The organism is Marinomonas maritima, from assembly GCF_024435075.2.
GTDB classification, from domain to species: domain Bacteria; phylum Pseudomonadota; class Gammaproteobacteria; order Pseudomonadales; family Marinomonadaceae; genus Marinomonas; species Marinomonas maritima.
Map to the genome: position 1 here is coordinate 1,168,339 of NZ_JAMZEG020000001.1, position 17,569 is coordinate 1,185,907.

Below are 17,569 nucleotides of genomic sequence, written 5' to 3' on the forward strand. Positions count from 1 at the left end.
CTTAGCCCCGCTTTTTTTATATGAACTGAAAATGTGTCTGTGTTTATTATTGAGTATCTTTATTAAAAAGGTGCTCATCTATCGTTATTTAGATTTTTGGAGATGATATGAAGCCTTGGTCAATCAAAGATTCAATGGAACTTTATAATGTAGGTCATTGGAGTAGTGGCTTTTTTTCAATCAATGATAAGGGGCGAGTCATTGCGTTACCTGATAGGGAAAACAGCATTGATTTGACAGAACTTTCTGTTGCACTTAAAGAGCAGGGAATTCCTTATCCGTGTCTTGTTCGATTTCCTAATATTCTTCATTCTCGGATTGAAAAAATCACCAACTCTTTTCAGCAGGCAATAGAGCATTACGATTACAAAGCAAAATATGCCATTGTGTACCCTATTAAGGTCAATCAGCAGCGTCGAGTTGTGGAAGAAATCGCCGCTTGCCAGCCTGATAATGCTTCAACCGTTGGTCTTGAAGCTGGTAGCAAGCCTGAACTGATGGCTGTGTTGGCTATGCATAAAAATGCGGATGGCATCATAGTTTGTAATGGCTATAAAGATCGTGAGTTTATCCATCTGGCTTTGATGGCTGAAAAAATGGGCCATCAAGTGTTCATTGTTGTAGAGAAGATGCATGAGCTTGACTGGATTCTAGAAGAAGCCCAAAAAATTGGGGTTCAACCTCGTATTGGTATCCGAATTCGACTGGCGTCCACTTGCACGACGCATTGGGGTAATAGTGGTGGTGAAAAATCTAAATTTGGTTTAACAACGTCTCAATTGCTACGAGCTATTGATCGTTTGCGCGAATTAGGATTGTTGCATTGCCTTGAGTTAATTCATTTTCACCTTGGATCGCAAATTACTCGTATCCGAGATATTCAAAACAGTTTGAAAGAATGTGCTCGCTACTACGCTGAGCTCCATCAAATGGGTGTTGAGGTTAAGTGGGTCGATGTTGGCGGTGGTTTGGGTGTCGATTACGAAGGTACTCGTTGCCAAAATGATTTTTCAGCAAACTACAGTATTGGCGAATATGCCAATAATGTTGTGTTTGCTTTTCATAACGTATGTGAGCAATACGAGCTTCCTCACCCTCATTTGATATCCGAATCTGGCCGCGCAGTGACTGCTCATCATGCCATGATGATTGCAGATGTTTTCTCTCATGGTGCTGAGCATTTACCGATTGAAGAACCTGCTGAAGACAGTGGGCTTGAACTCCAGCGGCTATGGACGTCTTACCAAAGTCTGAAAGGCCAAGATGATGAAGAAAGTCGTTCTTTAGTAGAGATTTATCATGATCTGTTGGACGATTTTAACGATAGTTTAGCCTTGTATAATCATGGACAGCTTAACCTTTCTCAACGGGCGCAAGCTGAGAACCTTTTCTTATCAGCGTGCCGTAATTTATTGCCTCGATTAGATAATCGTAATAGAGGACACCGTGCTGTAATTGATGAACTTAATGAACGCTTGGCTGAGAAGTTGTTTGTTAACCTGTCTGTGTTTCAATCAATGCCAGATGCATGGGGAATCGATCAATTGTTTCCTGTATTACCATTGCAAGGGCTGGAGCAAGCGCCTTCGTTCAGAGGTAAAATTCAGGATGTTACCTGTGACTCCGATGGTTGTCTTTACAGCTATGTAGATGGTCAAGGCATTGAGTCATCTTTGCCATTACCTCCACCACCAGCAAAGGGTGAAGACTATTTAATGGGCTTCTTTTTAGTTGGGGCTTATCAAGAAACCTTAGGTGATTTGCATAATTTATTTGGTGATACCTGTTCTGTCGATGTGTATTTAACCGAGGACGGTTTCAAAATTGATCACGTACTAAGAGGTGATAGTGTTCAGGATGTGCTTAAGTCCGTAAGTTATAATGAGCATGAATTGATGAAACGTTATCAGGATAAAGTGGCCGCCAGCCCGTTGAGTCAGAATGAGCAAGTAGCGCTTTTAGCGACCTATAAAAAAGTGCTTGAAGGCACAACCTACTTAACTCAGGTATAAACTGCAGCGTTATGTTTGTAATGATGCATACTTTTTTGGAGGTAGAAATATGAATAACGTAAAAGTGGCCTGCGTTCAAATGGCGGTTAGTAATGATTTGCAAGCGAATTTAGACAATGCTGTTGCTCAGGTAAGAGAAGCCGCTGCACATCATGCGAATATCATTCTGTTGCAAGAATTGTTTATGGGGCCCTATTTTTGTATTGACCAAAAACCAGCCTATTTTGATTGGGCTCAGCCTGTTAATGATTGCTTGGCTATTCAAACCATGAGTAAGCTTGCTAAAGAGCTGGGTGTGGTTTTGCCTATTAGTTTTTTTGAGCGTGATGGGAACGTCTTTTACAACTCCTTGGTGATGATTGATGCCAATGGTGACGTGATGGATTTGTATCGTAAAACGCATATTCCTGATGGCCCTGGCTACCAAGAAAAATATTATTTCACCCCTGGAAATACTGGTATAAAAGTGTGGGATACCCAGTTTGGACGTATTGGTTGTGGGATTTGTTGGGACCAGTGGTTTCCAGAATTAGCTCGCGAATTGGCTTTAAAGGGCGCTGAATTAATTTTTTATCCTACAGCGATTGGTTCTGAGCCTCCATATCCTGAATGGGACTCGAAAGATCATTGGCAAAGAACCATGCAGGGGCACGCTGCGGCCAATATGGTGCCAGTTATTGCTTCAAACCGTGTTGGTAGGGAGGAGGGGGATGATAGTTTCATTCAGTTCTATGGTTCGTCTTTCATGACGGATGAAATGGGTGCTATGAAATGTGTTGCTGGACGAGATGAAAGTACTATTTTATATTCAGAATATGATTTAGAGGCCATACGTAAAGCGCGTCGGTCCTTTGGTTTGTTTCGTGACCGCCGACCAGATCAATATCAAGCAATCACTTCGGGTGCGGGTATTACTTGGGAAAAGTAGACAAAAACAAAAAGGTGCCCGCATGATGCGGGCACAAAGCTATCCATATCCTTATTGATTTAGGGGAGGAATCTCAATAAGGAAGATCCATTTACACTTGGCTTTTCGAAGCCTAAATAAAGTATATAAATCGTGTTGTGCATTTATCTGACGGCACTGTAAAGCATAATAGCTACTTTGTATTACAAGGCTCTATAAAATAGTGTCCTCGTCAGTATAGATCTGTCCAAGAGGTTAATACTAACTATAGCCTGAGATATTAAAATAAGCGCGGATAAAATTCTATCTACACGTATTTATAAAAATCTAGCCATTTATTTTAGAGAGCCGATGACCGTATTTAGTTCCCCCAATACACTGCCTTATTTTGCCGTCTTATTGTCTAGTAAGTTGCTACTGAACGACTTGACCTACCGATTAATGGCAGAAAAAACACTCGAATTGGCCAAAAAACAGACTGGTTATCTTTGTGCTGAATATGGTGCGGGCGAAATGGATTTGCTGATGACCTATTGGGAAACCCGAGAAGCAGCAGAGGCTTGGTTAAACCACGATGTTCATCGAAGGACCTTATCCATTGGTGAAAGTTTTTGGTATGAAGAATACTCATTAAAATTGTTTAAAGTGATCGGGGATGTATCCTTTAGGCGCAAGCCTAACCAAGATTTGCATGCTTCACGTTTTCCTCGGATTGTTACGAAGATAGGTGTGTTGAAGATATTAGAGGAAGCTCAAGCCCCTCTTTTGTATGATTATATTAATCAAGAAAGGAGTTTCCTTACACCATGGGAACCTTTAAGAAGCGAAGGTTATTATTCCCTTGAAACCTGTCAGTTACGTGTTCGAGAAATGCGTCGAGATTTCTTGGAAGATAAAGGCATCGTGTTCTGTCTCTTGTCCCCTAATGAAGACAAGATGCTCGCCTATAGTAATTACTCCAATATCGTTCGAGGTGTCTTTCAGGCTTGTAATCTCGGCTATAGCGTACGAGAGAGTGAGCAGGGCAAAGGTGTGATGCAAGAAGTGTTAAGTGCGGGTTTAGAATATCTTCATAAAGAGCTTCATATTGATCGGATACAGGCAAGCTACATGCCGAGAAATGCTCGAAGCGCAGCCGTACTGCATAAATTGGGCTTTGATAAAGAAGGTGTAGCAAGGAATTATTTGAAAATCAACGGATGCTGGGAAGACCATATTTTGACCGCATTAGTATTGCGCTAAAAATACTAATAAAAGTAACGTTTCTTTATTTTGATTTTTTGAGTAATAAAACTCGCCCTTTAGTGTGTTGCTGTACTGTAACTGATAAGACAGTGATGCTTTCTGTGCTTGGATTTAAAATGGCCCTGGGGATTTTTTTTGGAATGATTTTCCCCAAGTCTGGGCAGGCATCAGAATGCTTTTGTTCATTGGTTATATAGATAGTGCCATTTAATGGAAGAAAATATTGTGTAGCCATCTTCTGATAATAAAGTGTTTCAGAGTAGTGGGGTGGGTATAGCTCTAAAGCGATATGCTCCGAGACTCCTTTCCAGAGTGGCCAAGTCTTGATTTTGTTTCTTTCTAGTGTCGACTCAACGGAACCAGACGACACTTTTATTAATGCATCGTTTTTTGTTGTGTTGGTTGTTGACGGTAGGCGTATTAAACACAGTTCGACTGTCGGACTAAGTAGTGTGATGCTATTAATTGTTAGCGCTTTTAGCCAGATGCCTTGGTGTTTTTTTATTACTGACTCTTGTTCGTTGTTTGATGTGCTTTGTTGTAAATACAACTCACCTTTCATAATGAAAATAAAAGTGTCAACTTGATGGTGGTAAAATCGAGTGGGTGTGGCATTTTGAAAAAGATGCTCATGAGCAACAAAAAGATCATTTTTTTGATGGATGATAGTGTGCTTACTGGGTTCCCCAAGACTGTAGGTCGTCGGGGCGAGAGTGTTGTGATCCGCTAAGTTCATTATCCAGTGCCTTTTCAATAATCCAATGCTATTGAAACACGAGAATAGCGACCTTTCCATGATAATCTTACGGAGAGTGTTGCAGTGTGTTGGGGTGTTTCTTTATAGTTGAACCCATAGGTAGTTTATGAAATCCGCATGTGCCAATAATTTACACATGCAAACGATGTAGAAGGAAAGTTTCCTTGAGTGAGTTGTCAAATTTCGAGTCGAATGAAACCCTTTCATTAAAAGACTATACAGAAAAAGCGTACTTGAATTACTCCATGTACGTTATTCTTGATCGAGCGTTACCGCATATCGGTGACGGATTAAAACCTGTACAACGGCGCATAATCTATGCGATGAGTGAGCTGGGTCTAAAGGCCAGTGCGAAATACAAAAAGTCCGCTCGTACCGTTGGTGATGTGCTTGGTAAATTTCACCCTCATGGTGATAGCGCTTGCTATGAAGCGATGGTGTTGATGGCTCAACCTTTTTCATATCGCTACCCCTTGGTTGATGGGCAAGGTAACTGGGGGGCACCAGATGATCCAAAATCGTTTGCCGCTATGCGTTATACCGAGTCTAGACTGTCAAAATATGCTGACTTATTATTAAGAGAAGTTAGTCAAGGTACTGTGGATTGGACTCCTAATTTTGATGGTACTTTGCAAGAACCATCGGTGTTGCCATCGCGTTTACCCAACTTATTGCTGAATGGTACGACAGGTATCGCTGTCGGTATGGCAACGGATATTCCACCACATAACTTGCGTGAAATTGGTAGCGCCTGTATTCACCTTCTTAATAATCCAACGGCGGAGTTAGACGATCTACTCAATTTTGTCCAGGGACCTGATTTTCCAACGGGTGGCGAAATTATCACACCAAGAAGTGATATCGTTAGGCTTTACGAAACAGGCAAAGGGCAGATTAAAGCCAGAGCTCGTTTTACTATTGAAGAGGGTGAAATTGTTGTAAATGAACTGCCTCATCAAGTGTCTGGTAGCAAAATATTAGAGCAAATTGCGGCGCAAATGCAGGCGAAAAAATTGCCTATGGTCGTTGATTTACGTGATGAATCAGATCATGAAAACCCGACTCGGTTGGTCATTGTTCCTAAATCAAATCGTGTTGATATTGATTCTGTCATGACACACCTTTTTGCCTCAACAGATCTTGAAAAATCTTATCGCGTGAACATGAACGTGATTGGTTTGGATGGATTGCCTCAAGTTAAACCGCTCAAGAATTTCTTATCTGAATGGCTGCGTTTTCGTATTGATGTAGTACGCCGCCGCTTACAATTTCGACTCGATAAAGTACTGAACCGTTTACATATATTAGAAGGCTTATTAATTGCTTTTCTAAATATTGATGAAGTCATCGATATAATTCGAACGGAAGAAAAACCAAAAATCGAGCTAATGGCTCGTTTTGGTTTGACTGATATACAGGCTGAGTCAATTCTTGAATTGAAACTACGCCATCTTGCTAAACTTGAAGAAATACGCATCAAGGGCGAACAAGATGAATTGGAAAAAGAGCGTAAGCAACTAGAAGGTCTATTGTCTTCTGATCGCAAGTTAAAAAAACTTATTACCGATGAAATTCAAGAAGCCATTGATGCCTTTGGCGATGACAGACGAACGCCAATTGTTGCTCGTAAAGAGTCTCAAGCGTTTACAGAAGAAGACTTGATGTCTAATGACCCTATTACTGTGGTTATTTCAAAACAAGGCTGGATTCGCGCTGCGAAAGGCCATGATATTGACGTTCATGGCTTGAGCTATAAATCTGGAGATGAATTTTTAATCAGTACCAAAGGGCGATCAAATCAAACGCTTGCTCTACTTGCTTCTAATGGTCGAACTTATTCGATTAAAGCGCACTCACTGCCTTCTGCTCGTGGACAAGGTGAACCTATTACTGGGCGCATCTCGTTAGAGAAAGAGGCCACTATTGTCTCAATGATTTTAGACAACGAAGATGCTCATTATTTGATCGCCAGTGATGCCGGCTACGGATTTGTTGCTCAATTGAAAGATTTGTATGCAAAAAACAAAGCGGGTAAGGCGACTTTGAGCTTGCCAAAAGGTGCGCAAGTCATGTCGCCAGTGTTTGTCCAGAGCCCTGAGAAAGGTCGAGTTGTAGCGATATCGAATGAAGGGCGTATGCTCGCATTTGATGTGGCTTCTTTGCCGCAAATGGCAAAAGGTAAGGGCAACAAAATGATCAGTATACCAACGTCACGTGCCGCTGATCGAGAAGAGCTAGTCGTTGCCATTGCGTGTGTTCAGCCTAATGATCTTTTGACCGCTTATGCTGGTAAGCGCTTTATGTCTTTCGCGGAAAAAGATTTAGAAGAATACCTTGGAGAGCGTGGACGTAGAGGCTTAAAACTTCCGCGAGGTTTTCAGCGAATAGATGGGCTTGAGGTGAAAGTAGGTGAGGGTAAATTGGCTAAAGTCGATGAAGCGCCCAAACAAGATTTATTTTAATAATGGATAAATTGGCATTGAGGTCATAAGCTTATTAGCTAGGTTACGATGCCCATTTATAGATAAGAGCTGAATATATAATTCACTATGTTAAGTGAATTCACGATCAAGTAAGAGGAAACGACAATGAAAGGTAGTCAAAAAGTAATAGACAGTTTAAATGCTTTATTAGCAAATGAGTTGGCTGCAATTGACCAGTATTTTATACATTCTCGTATGTATGATGATTGGGGTTTGAATAAATTGTATGAGCGTCTCAATCACGAAATGGAAGAAGAGACTCAGCATTCAGACTGGCTTATCAAGCGAATTTTGTTTTTGGAAGGTGTTCCATGCATGACCAAGCGTCGCGATCTGCTGATCGGTTCTGATCTTCGATCTATGATCTCAAATGATTTAACGCTTGAGCTAGAAGTGGTTAGCTGTGTTCGTGAGGCGATTGCTGTTTGTGAGTTAGAAGGCGATTATCAAACGCGTGAAACGCTTGAGAAACTGTTGTTTGATACAGAAGAAGATCATGTTTATTGGCTAGAGCAGCAGCTTGGTCTAATGGAAAAAATAGGCATGCAGAATTACTACCAATCTCAGATGGGTAATTAGGAGGATATTTTATGAAAGGTGATCGTGGTGTTATTACCAATCTGAACAAGGTGTTGGCTAATGAATTAGTTGGTATTAACCAATATTTTCTACATGCTCGTATGTTTAAAGATTTTGGTTTCAGTGCTTTAGATAAAGCAGACTATAAAACATCTATCCAAAAAATGAAGAATGCCGACCGATTGATTGAGCGTGTTTTATTTTTGGAAGGTTTGCCAAACCTTCAAGACCTTGGTCGTCTTCGCATTGGTGAAAATAGCGAAGAAATGATTGCGGCAAATTTAGAGTTTGAACTGGATACATTGTCTGCACTGAAATTTGCGATTAATTTGTGTGAGCAGAAAAAAGATTTTATGAGCCGTGATACGCTAGAAAAAATCTTAGAAGAGCAAGAGGAACAAATAGATTGGCTTGAAACTCAGCAGCATTTGATCGGTGCTTCTGGATTGGAAAACTACCTTCAATCTAAGATGTAATCGTTTGGTTGTTGAGAGTTAAGCAACTTGATATTGCGTTTCTGCTATTTTGATAAGCTCATTATTAAGTAGTTTTTTTGCGCATTGGCAGCACTTGCCGCATTGACTACCAATGTTGTGCTCTTTATACAGAGCGCGCATGGTAGTCGCCCCTTCCTGTATAGACGCTTTGATGTCTTTGTCTGATACCTGATTACAAATACAAACATACATAAATGAAAATCACTCGCACTAATGTTTTGATCTAACGATTGTATTTTTAATGCTAATGATTATCAATAGATAAAAATTTATCTGTTTCTATCCTTTGATAGTTTTTTTATTTTTTTAGAAAAATTTAAGAAGAGGGTTAAAAAGAGATTTAACCCTCGGTTAGAGCTTGAATTCAGGTACACGGTGGGCTTTAGGCTTCTTTTTCAGCGATATCGTTAAGAACTTTGAGAAAAGACTCTGGATCATGGGCTCCCTGAATCATGAACTTATCGTTAATCACATACGTTGGCACAGAGTTAATGTCTAAGCTGCGCAGGTGTTTTAGTTTTTTCTCTGTAAGTGTTTGAGCCTCTGAGCTAAGGGCGTACTCAATATCTGATTTTTGCATACCAATACTAAGAGCGGTTTCTTCTAATACACTGGTTAACCCAATGTTCTTTCCATCGGTGAAATAGGCATGAAACACTGCTAAAACAAAAGGTGTGGCTAGGTTTGATTTAGCAGCTGCGAGCACAAACTGGTGAACAAGCTTGGTATTTGGGAGGCGGTCTTTTTCTGAAAAATTGAATTGGATCCCTGCCTCAATGCCGACTTGCTGTAGTGCGTGTGTGGCTTCGTTCAGTTTTTCTGAACTGCCAAATCTCTCACCTAGAAAAGTCTCTCTGTCTGCACCTTCTGCAGGCATGTCTGGATGCAGTTCAAAAGGTTGCCAGCGGATGTCTATCTTATAGTCATCACCGAGTTGTTCTATGGCTTGTTTTAGGCGTGAATAGCCTAAGTAACACCAAGGACAGACTAAATCAGAAATAATATCTATACGCAGGTCGGACATGAGTTCTCCTAAAAATATAAAAAATGGAATAGTGTAATGTTGAGTTTAAAGCGGTTTAATTGACGCTTAACGCAATGCATTGGCTGATTTCAGTGTAAGAGCGTCCACTTTCTTGGTGCCAATGGTTAAACGCTCGCTGTGCCGCTTTCCACGCAGATTGCGTGTCTCTTCCTGTGGTAATAATGTCGTGTAAACGTAAATAACCTTCGACATCTTTTGTCAGCATAAAGGTGTCTTTACCCATGGCTCTTAGTGTGTAAGGCCCCGTATTTCCACCAAGCCGCGCCCCATTTTTTTTCAAATAAGCCCATAGGCCTATAATATCGTCATTAGGCCAGCTAGCAATGAAATGAGAAAAAGAACCGTGGCTTGATTGGCATTCGCTAATCATTAACGCGTTTTCTCTGATAGTCATAACTTTGCCAAAATTTCGAATAATGCGAATATCTTTGGCTTTTTCTTCCCACATTTCGTTGTGGATGAGTAGCATTTTTTCAATGTCAAAATTGAAAAAAACAGTTTCGAATCCTGGCCACTTATTGCGTACAACTTGCCAGTTAATACCTGACTGAAAGACTTTTTGAGAAAAAGACGCTAACCATCGATCGTCACTATGTTGATTCAATTGTGACGGAGTTAATGGTCGTGAGAGCATTGGTTCAAGGTGATTTTTTCCACCATGTCGAAGCGCTGCCCGATCGTAAATGGATTGAAAGAGTTCGTATTTCATCCAGGGCTCCTATTTTGTGGTGCTCAGTTTATCATAAGCTTTGGTGTATATAATGGATTGAGCCGATATCTTGTTTGGTATTTTAGTGATGGACGCTATGTGTTTGTCTTATAATGAGTCTAAATGATCCAGTCGAGAGAATTTGAATGACACACTTAAGCGTTAATCTGAATAAAATTGGTTTACTTCGAAATTCTCGAGGAAGAAATTACCCTAATATGGTCGAGATGGCGGAGCGAACGCTGGCGTTAGGTGCGTTTGGTATTACCATACATCCAAGGCCTGATCAGCGGCATGCGACCTATCAAGACGCTCATGATTTGAAAACCCTATTAAAGCGTTTTCCGGGTGCTGAATTGAACATAGAAGGCTTCCCTGACGCACAGTTTTTGGATGTGGTTTTAGACGTGGAGCCAGATCAATGTACGCTTGTACCGGATGATCCAAATCAACTGACGTCTGATCATGGCTGGAACATCGCACGAGACCAAGATGCATTGCGCCCCGTGATAGCAAAATTAAAAGCGAAAGGTATTCGTGTTGTATTGTTTATGGATCCTGATGCCGAAAATATGGCTTTAGCAAAAGAAATTGGTGCTGATCGGGTCGAGCTTTATACCGAGGCGTATGCCAATGCTTATGGGAAAGAAGGCTTTGACGATGTTCTTGCTGTTTATCAAAAAACAGCCCAAGCCGCCTTAGAAGTTGGGTTGGGGGTGAATGCCGGCCACGATTTAGACTTGAATAATGTTCAGGCTTTGTGTGAGCAAGGTAGAATAATGGAAGTATCGATTGGGCATGCACTTACCGCAGAGGCATTAGATCTTGGTTGGGATAATGTTGTGAGGGCATACTTGGCCAAATTGGCGTAATGACAAGATGCAGATAGGAAAAAGAGCATACTGTAGAAATTGTGGTTTTTTAGTGACACAGTGCGTTTGTGAATGGGTGCCTAGGCTTTCTACTCACTTAAACATAGTCATCCTACAAGACCCGAAAGAGGCTAAGCACGCGAAGAATACTGTATCACTCTTGCGGTTAGCGTTGACGTCAGTGGAATGTATTTCAACGGCAAATGTAGATGTTTTAAAAAATGTATTATCACAGAAAGACCCTGCTAAATGGCGTCTTGTTTTTCCTTGTGATGCCGCTGTTGCAGTGGAGTCTATTGAGGTGGAAGAGGCGTCAGATATCGAAGGGTTGATTTTCATTGATGCGACTTGGCGTAAGGCCAAAAAACTGTATTTTACAGAACCCTTATTACGTATTTTTGGTGCAGTTAGTTTTTCACAGCCGCCGATGGGGCAATACAGGATTCGAAAGTCACCAAATGATACGTCTTTATCAACCCTAGAAGCATGTGCTTATAGTATTGAGCAAGTGGCAGGGGATAATATGCAGCCACTGCGAGAATTTATGCTGGCAGCACAAGAGTGGCAATGGAGAAAACAACCACTGAGTCATCGTCATGATGATTGACTATTTTTATAAATAGCCGCCCTTATGACGACCATATAAAAGAGAAATCAGAGCGTATTATGAGCAAACAAACAGAGATTGAAGCCGCCGTTTTGCGTCGTCTGTTGAAACATCTAGACGATAATAAATCGGTGCAAAATATTGACCTTATGAATTTAGCAGGTTTTTGCCGTAACTGTTTGAGTAAGTGGTATATGGCCGAAGCGGAACAGCAAAACGTCAAAATAAACTATGACGAGGCGCGAGAGTTTGTCTATGGCGAACCTTATGATGCTTGGAAGGAAAAGTATCAGCCAGCAGCGACAGCGCAACAACTTGCCGATTTTAATGCAAAGTCTAAGTCTGATAAGTAAATTTGATATGAAAAAGCGATTTAATTCGTTTTTTTCTTTTTTAAGCAGCACCAAACGGTTTGTTTGTGTGCTTCTTATTATGTGTTTCATTCCACAGTTATGGTTGTATGCCGATGTTTCAGAGAAGTATCGTACATTGGCCAAGCAGACTGGTGTTATCTATGGATCGGGCGCTGAGAAACGCATCTTGGCGTGGCGCCGACTGATAGAGGACTCTAAAGCACTGTCAATTGTCGATCAGCTTACGCAAGTTAATAATTTTTTTAATCAAATGGATTTTGTTGACGATATTAAGTTGTGGGGTAAAGAAGATTATTGGGCAACACCGATTGAATTTTTGGGAATGCAAGCAGGCGATTGTGAGGATTTTACGATCGCAAAATATTTCACACTTAGAGAGCTTGGGGTTCCAGATGAGCAGCTGCGTTTGGTTTACGTTAAGGCGTTAACGCTCAATCAGCATCATATGGTGTTGGCGTATTATCACAAACCAACGTCCATCCCCGTTTTGCTCGACAATATTGATAAAGAATTGAAACCCGCGTCAAAGCGCAATGACTTGTTGCCTATTTATTCGTTTAATGCTGAAAATTTATGGCTTTCAAAAGAAAAAGGGCGCGGTGTGTTGGTAGGAGGCTCATCACGATTGAGCTTATGGACAGATTTAAATAATCGACTTAATACGATTACAAATTAGGAGAACATAGATGACGCTGTTCCGCCAATTAATGATGACGATAATCGCCATATTTTCACTGATGCTTGCGGTTGTAATGGGCATCAACTTTAACACTACAAAAGGCTATTTAGTCGGACAATTGGAGTCAACAACGCAGGATTCAGCAACATCATTAAGCATGTCTGTGTCAGATTTTATGGCGCTAGAGGATTATGTGTCTGTTGAAAGCAGCATCAATGCGGTGTTCGACAGTGGGTATTTTTCTGAAGTGCGAATTCACATTTACGATAATGATAAGAGCATTATTCGTTCAAATCAAACCAAAATTGATGGCGTTCCTGGTTGGTTTATTAATCTTATTGACTTTAAGGTTCCCGTTGCGAAAGCAGTTATTTCAAATGGTTGGAGCGAGCTCGGACAGGTCTATGTTACGGGTAGTGCTGGGTATGGTTACAATCAGCTGTGGCTTGCTTCACGTGACTTGTTAATATCATTTTTTGTCATTGGTTCGATTACGCTCATTTTAGGAAGTGTTGCGTTACGCTATTTATTTAGACCTTTAGCGGAGCTTGAAAAACAAGCTGAAGCAATACAGCAGCGCCGCTTTATTAAGGTGATTGATGTTCCAAAGACTCGGGAACTGAAATCTGTTGTTCTCTCGATGAATCGTATGGTTGAAAAATTAAAGAAGGAGTTTGCATCTGAAGTGGAGACTGCCCAATGGTTACAGGCTAAAGCATTTAAAGATCCTGTCAGTGGGTTAGGTAATCGGCACTTTTTCGAAAATCAGATGAAATCGCACTTTTCAGAGAGAGAGCGAGGAATAGATGGTCTTGCATTGGTGAGTTTAACGGACTTGGCCAAACTTAATAACGAACGGGGCTATGAATCGGCGGATATGTTTATTCAGTCAGCTGCGGATATATTAGCCAAAAAAATATTGAATATATCCTCTTATACTACCTTGGCCCGTTTATCTGGGGCTGATTTTGTTTTATTAATTCCGAATTTTGATCACGCTCAGCTTAAACAGGTTGTCGATGACGTTATGGTAGAGTTGATGGAATTGAATATTGGTAGTATCAGCTATTCGTCTGCTGTTGCTAACATTGGTGCGGTCACTATTGATGGTTCTGTAGAGCGTTCAAGCGCCATGTCGCAAGCAGATGCTGCATTACGTGAAGCGAAGCATGAAGGCAGTAATACCAGTAAGGTGTATGATCTCAATACAGGTCAAAGCATGGCTATTAGTCGTAGCTCCTGGAAAGAAATATTGGAAGCAGCCATACAACATCGATCTTTTAAGCTTAAAAAACAGAAAGTTGTGACCATAGATGAGTCTCCAATCACACTTCATGAAGAGGTGTTTATGGGGTTAGAACATGCGGGTAAGACCTACCATGCAGGGTATTTTATTGGCTTAGCTGAGCAGTTTGATTTAGGGAGCCAAATTGATCAGGTGATTATTAGTCGGGTCATTGAGTATATTAGGTCTAAGAAGTTGGAGATTCCTTTAACGGTGAATTTATCCGCTTCTTCTTATGCTAAGCCAGCCTTTATTGAGTGGCTAAACAAAACGTTAAGTCATCTTGAGGTTGGTGTAAAAAGTAAGCTGATGTTTGAAATTTCAGAACAGAGCGTTTTACTTGATGAGCAGCAAGCCAGTACATTGGCACAAATGCTGAAGGCGCAGCATGTCTTATTTGGCATTGATAATGTGGGTAAGCAGTTTTCGGCCTTCCAGTATTTGCAAAATCTTATGCCAGACTATGTCAAAGTTGACTCATCTTATACTCGTATGGCTGCTGGCAAGGAGTCTGAATCCTTCTTTATGCATACGCTTTGCAAGATGTTCAATAGCTTAAATATCGAAGTTATTGCAACAGGCGTAGAAAACGAGAAGCAATTAGTTGCTTTAAAACGCTTTGACCTTGCTGGCGGGCAAGGGTTTATTGTTGGGCGTGCGAAAGATATGTAAAAAAGTCGAATTATATCTGACTTTAACGAAAGTGATGGACTCAAATTAAAGAATCATCACTTCCCTCTATGTTATGAGCATCGACCATTAAACTATCGTCTTGGCCATTGTGTACGCCACGAACCCATTTTCTACCAAGTAATTTCTTTTGGGCAGGCAAAGGTAGCTCGGTAAATTGTATTAAGCGTTTTTCTGATAGAAGATCGATTAAATCTTCTAAAATGCGCATCATTTCACTGTCTGATTCAGACAGTATCTCTTGGGTACTGGTGCTTGTTGCGGTGAATTTTTTTTCTAATATGCTCGCAACTGACGGTTCATTTGGTGCGACTAATAATGAATAATCGTCTGACTGGGATGTGGCAACATCAATAATCTCACCATTTTCATTGACTTTTGCGTATAGCATATTGATTTCCTTATATGTTTCAATTTGTAGTAAGGCGATTACTTCGCTTCACATACTACCTAATACACACTATTCTAAGCTATAGTTGTCGTCATTGTATTGTTGCTTTTGTAAATCAGATTTTTGGTAGTTTAGGAGAAAAGAGGGTATGTCTGACTCTGATCGTTCGGAACAGAACGCTTCGTCATCTGTAGAAAATGATTCTCACGAAGAAAGTGAAATCATCAACGGATCTGACGAGGATATAATAGAGGAGCCAAACACAGAAGACTCTAAAGTGGATGACCTGCAATGGAAGACGCAAGGTGCGTCATTAGAATACCCAAATCCACTACTAGATTGCCTCGTGTTATTGAGTAAATACTTCCATAACCCCTATACAGCAGATGGCATTGCTGCCGGCTTACCTATTACTGATAATGCAATGACGCCTGAACTTTTTCAGCGCGCTTCTCAACGCATAGGAATCAGCTCACGCTTTGTTAAGCGTGCTTTAAAGAAAATTCCAGATATGGTGCTTCCCACTGTACTTTTGTTGAAAGACAAACAAGCCTGTATTTTATTGGAAATGGACAATGCGAAGGGAACAGCAAAGATACTTCGCCCAGAGTCTGGAGAAGGTGAGATAGTATTGCCGCTGGCAGACCTTGATGAATCCTTTACCGGTTATTGTTTTTTTGTTCGTCCGTTGTATCAATTTGATAAACGTTCTGAAAAAAGTGACGAAGAAGATGGTAAAAAAGGTCATTGGTTCTGGGGAACTATTGTTGGTTCTTGGCGTATATACCGCGATGTTTTTATTGCCTCGTTACTCATCAATATTTTTGCCGTAGCGAGTCCACTTTTTGTGATGAACGTGTATGACCGAGTTGTACCCAATAATGCATTTGATACACTTTGGGTGTTGGCTATCGGTGCGGCGGTTGTCTATTTATTTGATTTCTTATTACGAACACTACGTGCCTATTTTATCGATATCGCGGGGAAAAAATCCGACATATTAATATCGGCTACCATTTTTGCCAAAGTTAGTAATATTACTATGGCGTCACGGCCAAAATCTGTTGGCGCGTTTGCTAAAAACCTTCAAGAATTTGAAAGTATTCGTGACTTTATAACGTCTGCTTCAATCACGACCTTAGTTGATATTCCTTTTATGTTTTTAATCATCGGTGTGATATGGCTTATAGGCGGCCCAGTTGGCTATATTCCCATTGTGACGATAGCATTGATCGTTTTATACAGCGTCATTATTCAAATACCGTTACGTCGCTCGATAGAAGAAGGTCAAAAAACAGCGTCGCAGAAAAATGCCGTCTTGATTGAAAGTCTTTATAACGCAGAAAGCGTTAAGCTTAATAACGCGGAAGGTGTGTTTCAAAAACAATGGGAAAATGCGGTTGGAAACATTGCAGATTGGGGGGTGAAAACTCGTCAACTATCTCAGTCCTCTTCTTCTTTTGCGATGGTGGCCCAGCAGTTAACGACTGTGATCATTGTCATTGTTGGTGTCTATCAGATATCTGAAGGTAACATGAGTATGGGGGCCTTGGTTGCTGCCGTCATGTTAACGGGTCGAGCGCTCGGTCCAATGGGACAGGTCGCCAGTTTAGCGACGCGCTATAACCAAGCTAAATCGGCTTTTACTTCGCTTAATGAAATCATGGCCTCGCCGGTAGAAAAACCAGATAACGTTAAATTTGTTCATAGGCCTTTGTTTAAAGGCGAATTTCAGTTTGAGGCGGTTAACTTTGCTTATCCTGACCAAGAGCAAGCTGCGGTGAGTGCCATTAATATTAATATTAAGCAGGGCGAAAAAGTAGCCATTATCGGACGTATCGGTTCAGGTAAATCGACGCTTGGTAAATTGATGACAGGGCTTTATACACCGGACAGCGGTGCGATAAGAATTGATGGTGTGGACTTGCGACAAGTTAACCCTACAGATTTACGTCGAAACGTTGGTTCTGTTTCACAAGATGTAAATTTATTTTATGGTTCTATCAAAGACAACATAGTAATGGGCGTTCCTTACATGGAAGACGAGGCCATTATTCGAGCAGCAGATCTTTCTGGCGTCTCCGAGTTTGCTAATCGAAAACCCAATGGGCTAGATAGTCTTGTTGGTGAACGTGGCGCGTTACTTTCTGGTGGTCAGCGCCAAAGCATTGCTATTGCAAGGGCGTTATTATTTAACCCACCTATTCTAATTTTGGACGAGCCGACAGCCTCAATGGACAATACGACTGAATCGAGAATGAAGCGTCGTTTGATAGAAGGGGTTAAAGACAAGACTCTTATACTTATTACTCATAAGGCTTCTATGCTGGATATGGTGGATCGTATTATTGTAATGGATAATGGTCGCTTGATCGCTGATGGTCCAAAAGCGCAAGTACATGAAGCACTTCGTCAAGGTAAGTTGAAGGTCAGTTAA

Annotated in this window: 17 protein-coding genes; 12 read left to right on the forward strand and 5 right to left on the reverse strand. The window is 40.9% G+C overall.

All coding sequences use genetic code 11. The annotated features are described in order from the left end of the window. Positions 1-107: 107 nt before the first annotated feature. The 3 genes from speA (at position 108) to M3I01_RS05560 (ending at position 4,161) form a co-directional block, all read left to right on the forward strand. The gene (gene speA, locus M3I01_RS05550) at positions 108-2,012 is read left to right on the forward strand and encodes a biosynthetic arginine decarboxylase (RefSeq protein WP_255894654.1); all 1,905 of its coding nucleotides are present in this window, start codon (positions 108-110) and stop codon (positions 2,010-2,012) included. Between the two features lie 49 nt (positions 2,013-2,061). Continuing rightward, positions 2,062-2,940 carry an N-carbamoylputrescine amidase gene (gene aguB / locus M3I01_RS05555; RefSeq protein ID WP_255894655.1) on the forward strand — a complete coding sequence of 293 codons (879 nt, stop codon included), beginning with the start codon at positions 2,062-2,064 and terminating at the stop codon, positions 2,938-2,940. A gap of 330 nt (positions 2,941-3,270) precedes the next feature. Further along, positions 3,271-4,161 carry a GNAT family N-acetyltransferase gene (locus M3I01_RS05560; protein WP_255894656.1) on the forward strand — a complete coding sequence of 297 codons (891 nt, stop codon included), beginning with the start codon at positions 3,271-3,273 and terminating at the stop codon, positions 4,159-4,161. 25 nt (positions 4,162-4,186) lie between these two features. On the opposite strand, the gene M3I01_RS05565 is transcribed toward M3I01_RS05560, so the two are convergent. After that, positions 4,187-4,900, reverse strand: a complete 714-nt coding sequence (locus M3I01_RS05565) for a hypothetical protein (protein WP_275564964.1) — start codon at positions 4,898-4,900, stop codon at positions 4,187-4,189. 185 nt (positions 4,901-5,085) lie between these two features. Here M3I01_RS05565 and parC point away from each other — a divergent pair, with 185 nt between their 5' ends. The 3 genes from parC to bfr (M3I01_RS05580) all read left to right on the forward strand — a co-directional run bounded on the left by parC (position 5,086) and on the right by bfr (M3I01_RS05580) (position 8,459). After that, positions 5,086-7,383, forward strand: coding sequence for a DNA topoisomerase IV subunit A (gene parC, locus M3I01_RS05570; RefSeq protein ID WP_255894658.1), 2,298 nt, complete (start codon positions 5,086-5,088; stop codon positions 7,381-7,383). A gap of 126 nt (positions 7,384-7,509) precedes the next feature. Next, on the forward strand, positions 7,510-7,983 hold the full coding sequence (gene bfr, locus M3I01_RS05575) for a bacterioferritin (protein WP_112139712.1): 474 nt from the start codon (positions 7,510-7,512) through the stop codon (positions 7,981-7,983). A gap of 11 nt (positions 7,984-7,994) precedes the next feature. Further along, positions 7,995-8,459: a bacterioferritin gene (bfr, locus tag M3I01_RS05580; protein WP_255894661.1), complete on the forward strand. Its 465-nt coding sequence runs from the start codon at positions 7,995-7,997 to the stop codon at positions 8,457-8,459. A gap of 18 nt (positions 8,460-8,477) precedes the next feature. Here the strand turns inward: bfr (M3I01_RS05580) and M3I01_RS05585 are convergent, their stop codons facing one another. The 3 genes from M3I01_RS05585 to M3I01_RS05595 form a co-directional block, all read right to left on the reverse strand. After that, entirely contained in the window at positions 8,478-8,672 is a 195-nt protein-coding gene (locus M3I01_RS05585) for a (2Fe-2S)-binding protein (protein ID WP_112139708.1), read from the reverse strand. A gap of 190 nt (positions 8,673-8,862) precedes the next feature. Beyond that, positions 8,863-9,504, reverse strand: coding sequence for a DsbA family oxidoreductase (locus M3I01_RS05590; RefSeq protein ID WP_255894662.1), 642 nt, complete (start codon positions 9,502-9,504; stop codon positions 8,863-8,865). A gap of 55 nt (positions 9,505-9,559) precedes the next feature. Further along, a complete protein-coding gene (locus tag M3I01_RS05595; protein ID WP_255894663.1) occupies positions 9,560-10,234 on the reverse strand; it encodes a DNA-3-methyladenine glycosylase I in 675 nt (224 codons plus the stop codon). 146 nt (positions 10,235-10,380) lie between these two features. On the opposite strand from M3I01_RS05595, the gene M3I01_RS05600 reads away from it, so the two are divergent. From M3I01_RS05600 to M3I01_RS05620, 5 genes are read left to right on the forward strand one after another with little or no spacing between them, the layout of a single operon-like run. Then, entirely contained in the window at positions 10,381-11,106 is a 726-nt protein-coding gene (locus tag M3I01_RS05600; RefSeq protein ID WP_255894664.1) for a pyridoxine 5'-phosphate synthase, read from the forward strand. Positions 11,107-11,113: 7 nt separating this feature from the next. Next, on the forward strand, positions 11,114-11,713 hold the full coding sequence (locus M3I01_RS05605) for a tRNA-uridine aminocarboxypropyltransferase (RefSeq protein ID WP_255894665.1): 600 nt from the start codon (positions 11,114-11,116) through the stop codon (positions 11,711-11,713). A 59-nt stretch (positions 11,714-11,772) separates the two neighbouring features. After that, complete coding sequence (locus M3I01_RS05610) at positions 11,773-12,066, forward strand: DUF1244 domain-containing protein (protein WP_255894666.1); 294 nt, start codon at positions 11,773-11,775, stop codon at positions 12,064-12,066. Positions 12,067-12,073: 7 nt separating this feature from the next. Continuing rightward, positions 12,074-12,763 (forward strand): transglutaminase-like cysteine peptidase, encoded by a 690-nt coding sequence (locus M3I01_RS05615; protein WP_255894667.1) that lies wholly within the window; start codon positions 12,074-12,076, stop codon positions 12,761-12,763. Between the two features lie 10 nt (positions 12,764-12,773). After that, the gene (locus M3I01_RS05620) at positions 12,774-14,723 is read left to right on the forward strand and encodes a bifunctional diguanylate cyclase/phosphodiesterase (RefSeq protein ID WP_255894668.1); all 1,950 of its coding nucleotides are present in this window, start codon (positions 12,774-12,776) and stop codon (positions 14,721-14,723) included. Between the two features lie 40 nt (positions 14,724-14,763). Here the strand turns inward: M3I01_RS05620 and M3I01_RS05625 are convergent, their stop codons facing one another. Beyond that, entirely contained in the window at positions 14,764-15,132 is a 369-nt protein-coding gene (locus tag M3I01_RS05625) for a hypothetical protein (protein WP_275564965.1), read from the reverse strand. A 148-nt stretch (positions 15,133-15,280) separates the two neighbouring features. Here M3I01_RS05625 and M3I01_RS05630 point away from each other — a divergent pair, with 148 nt between their 5' ends. Continuing rightward, entirely contained in the window at positions 15,281-17,569 is a 2,289-nt protein-coding gene (locus M3I01_RS05630; RefSeq protein WP_255894671.1) for a type I secretion system permease/ATPase, read from the forward strand.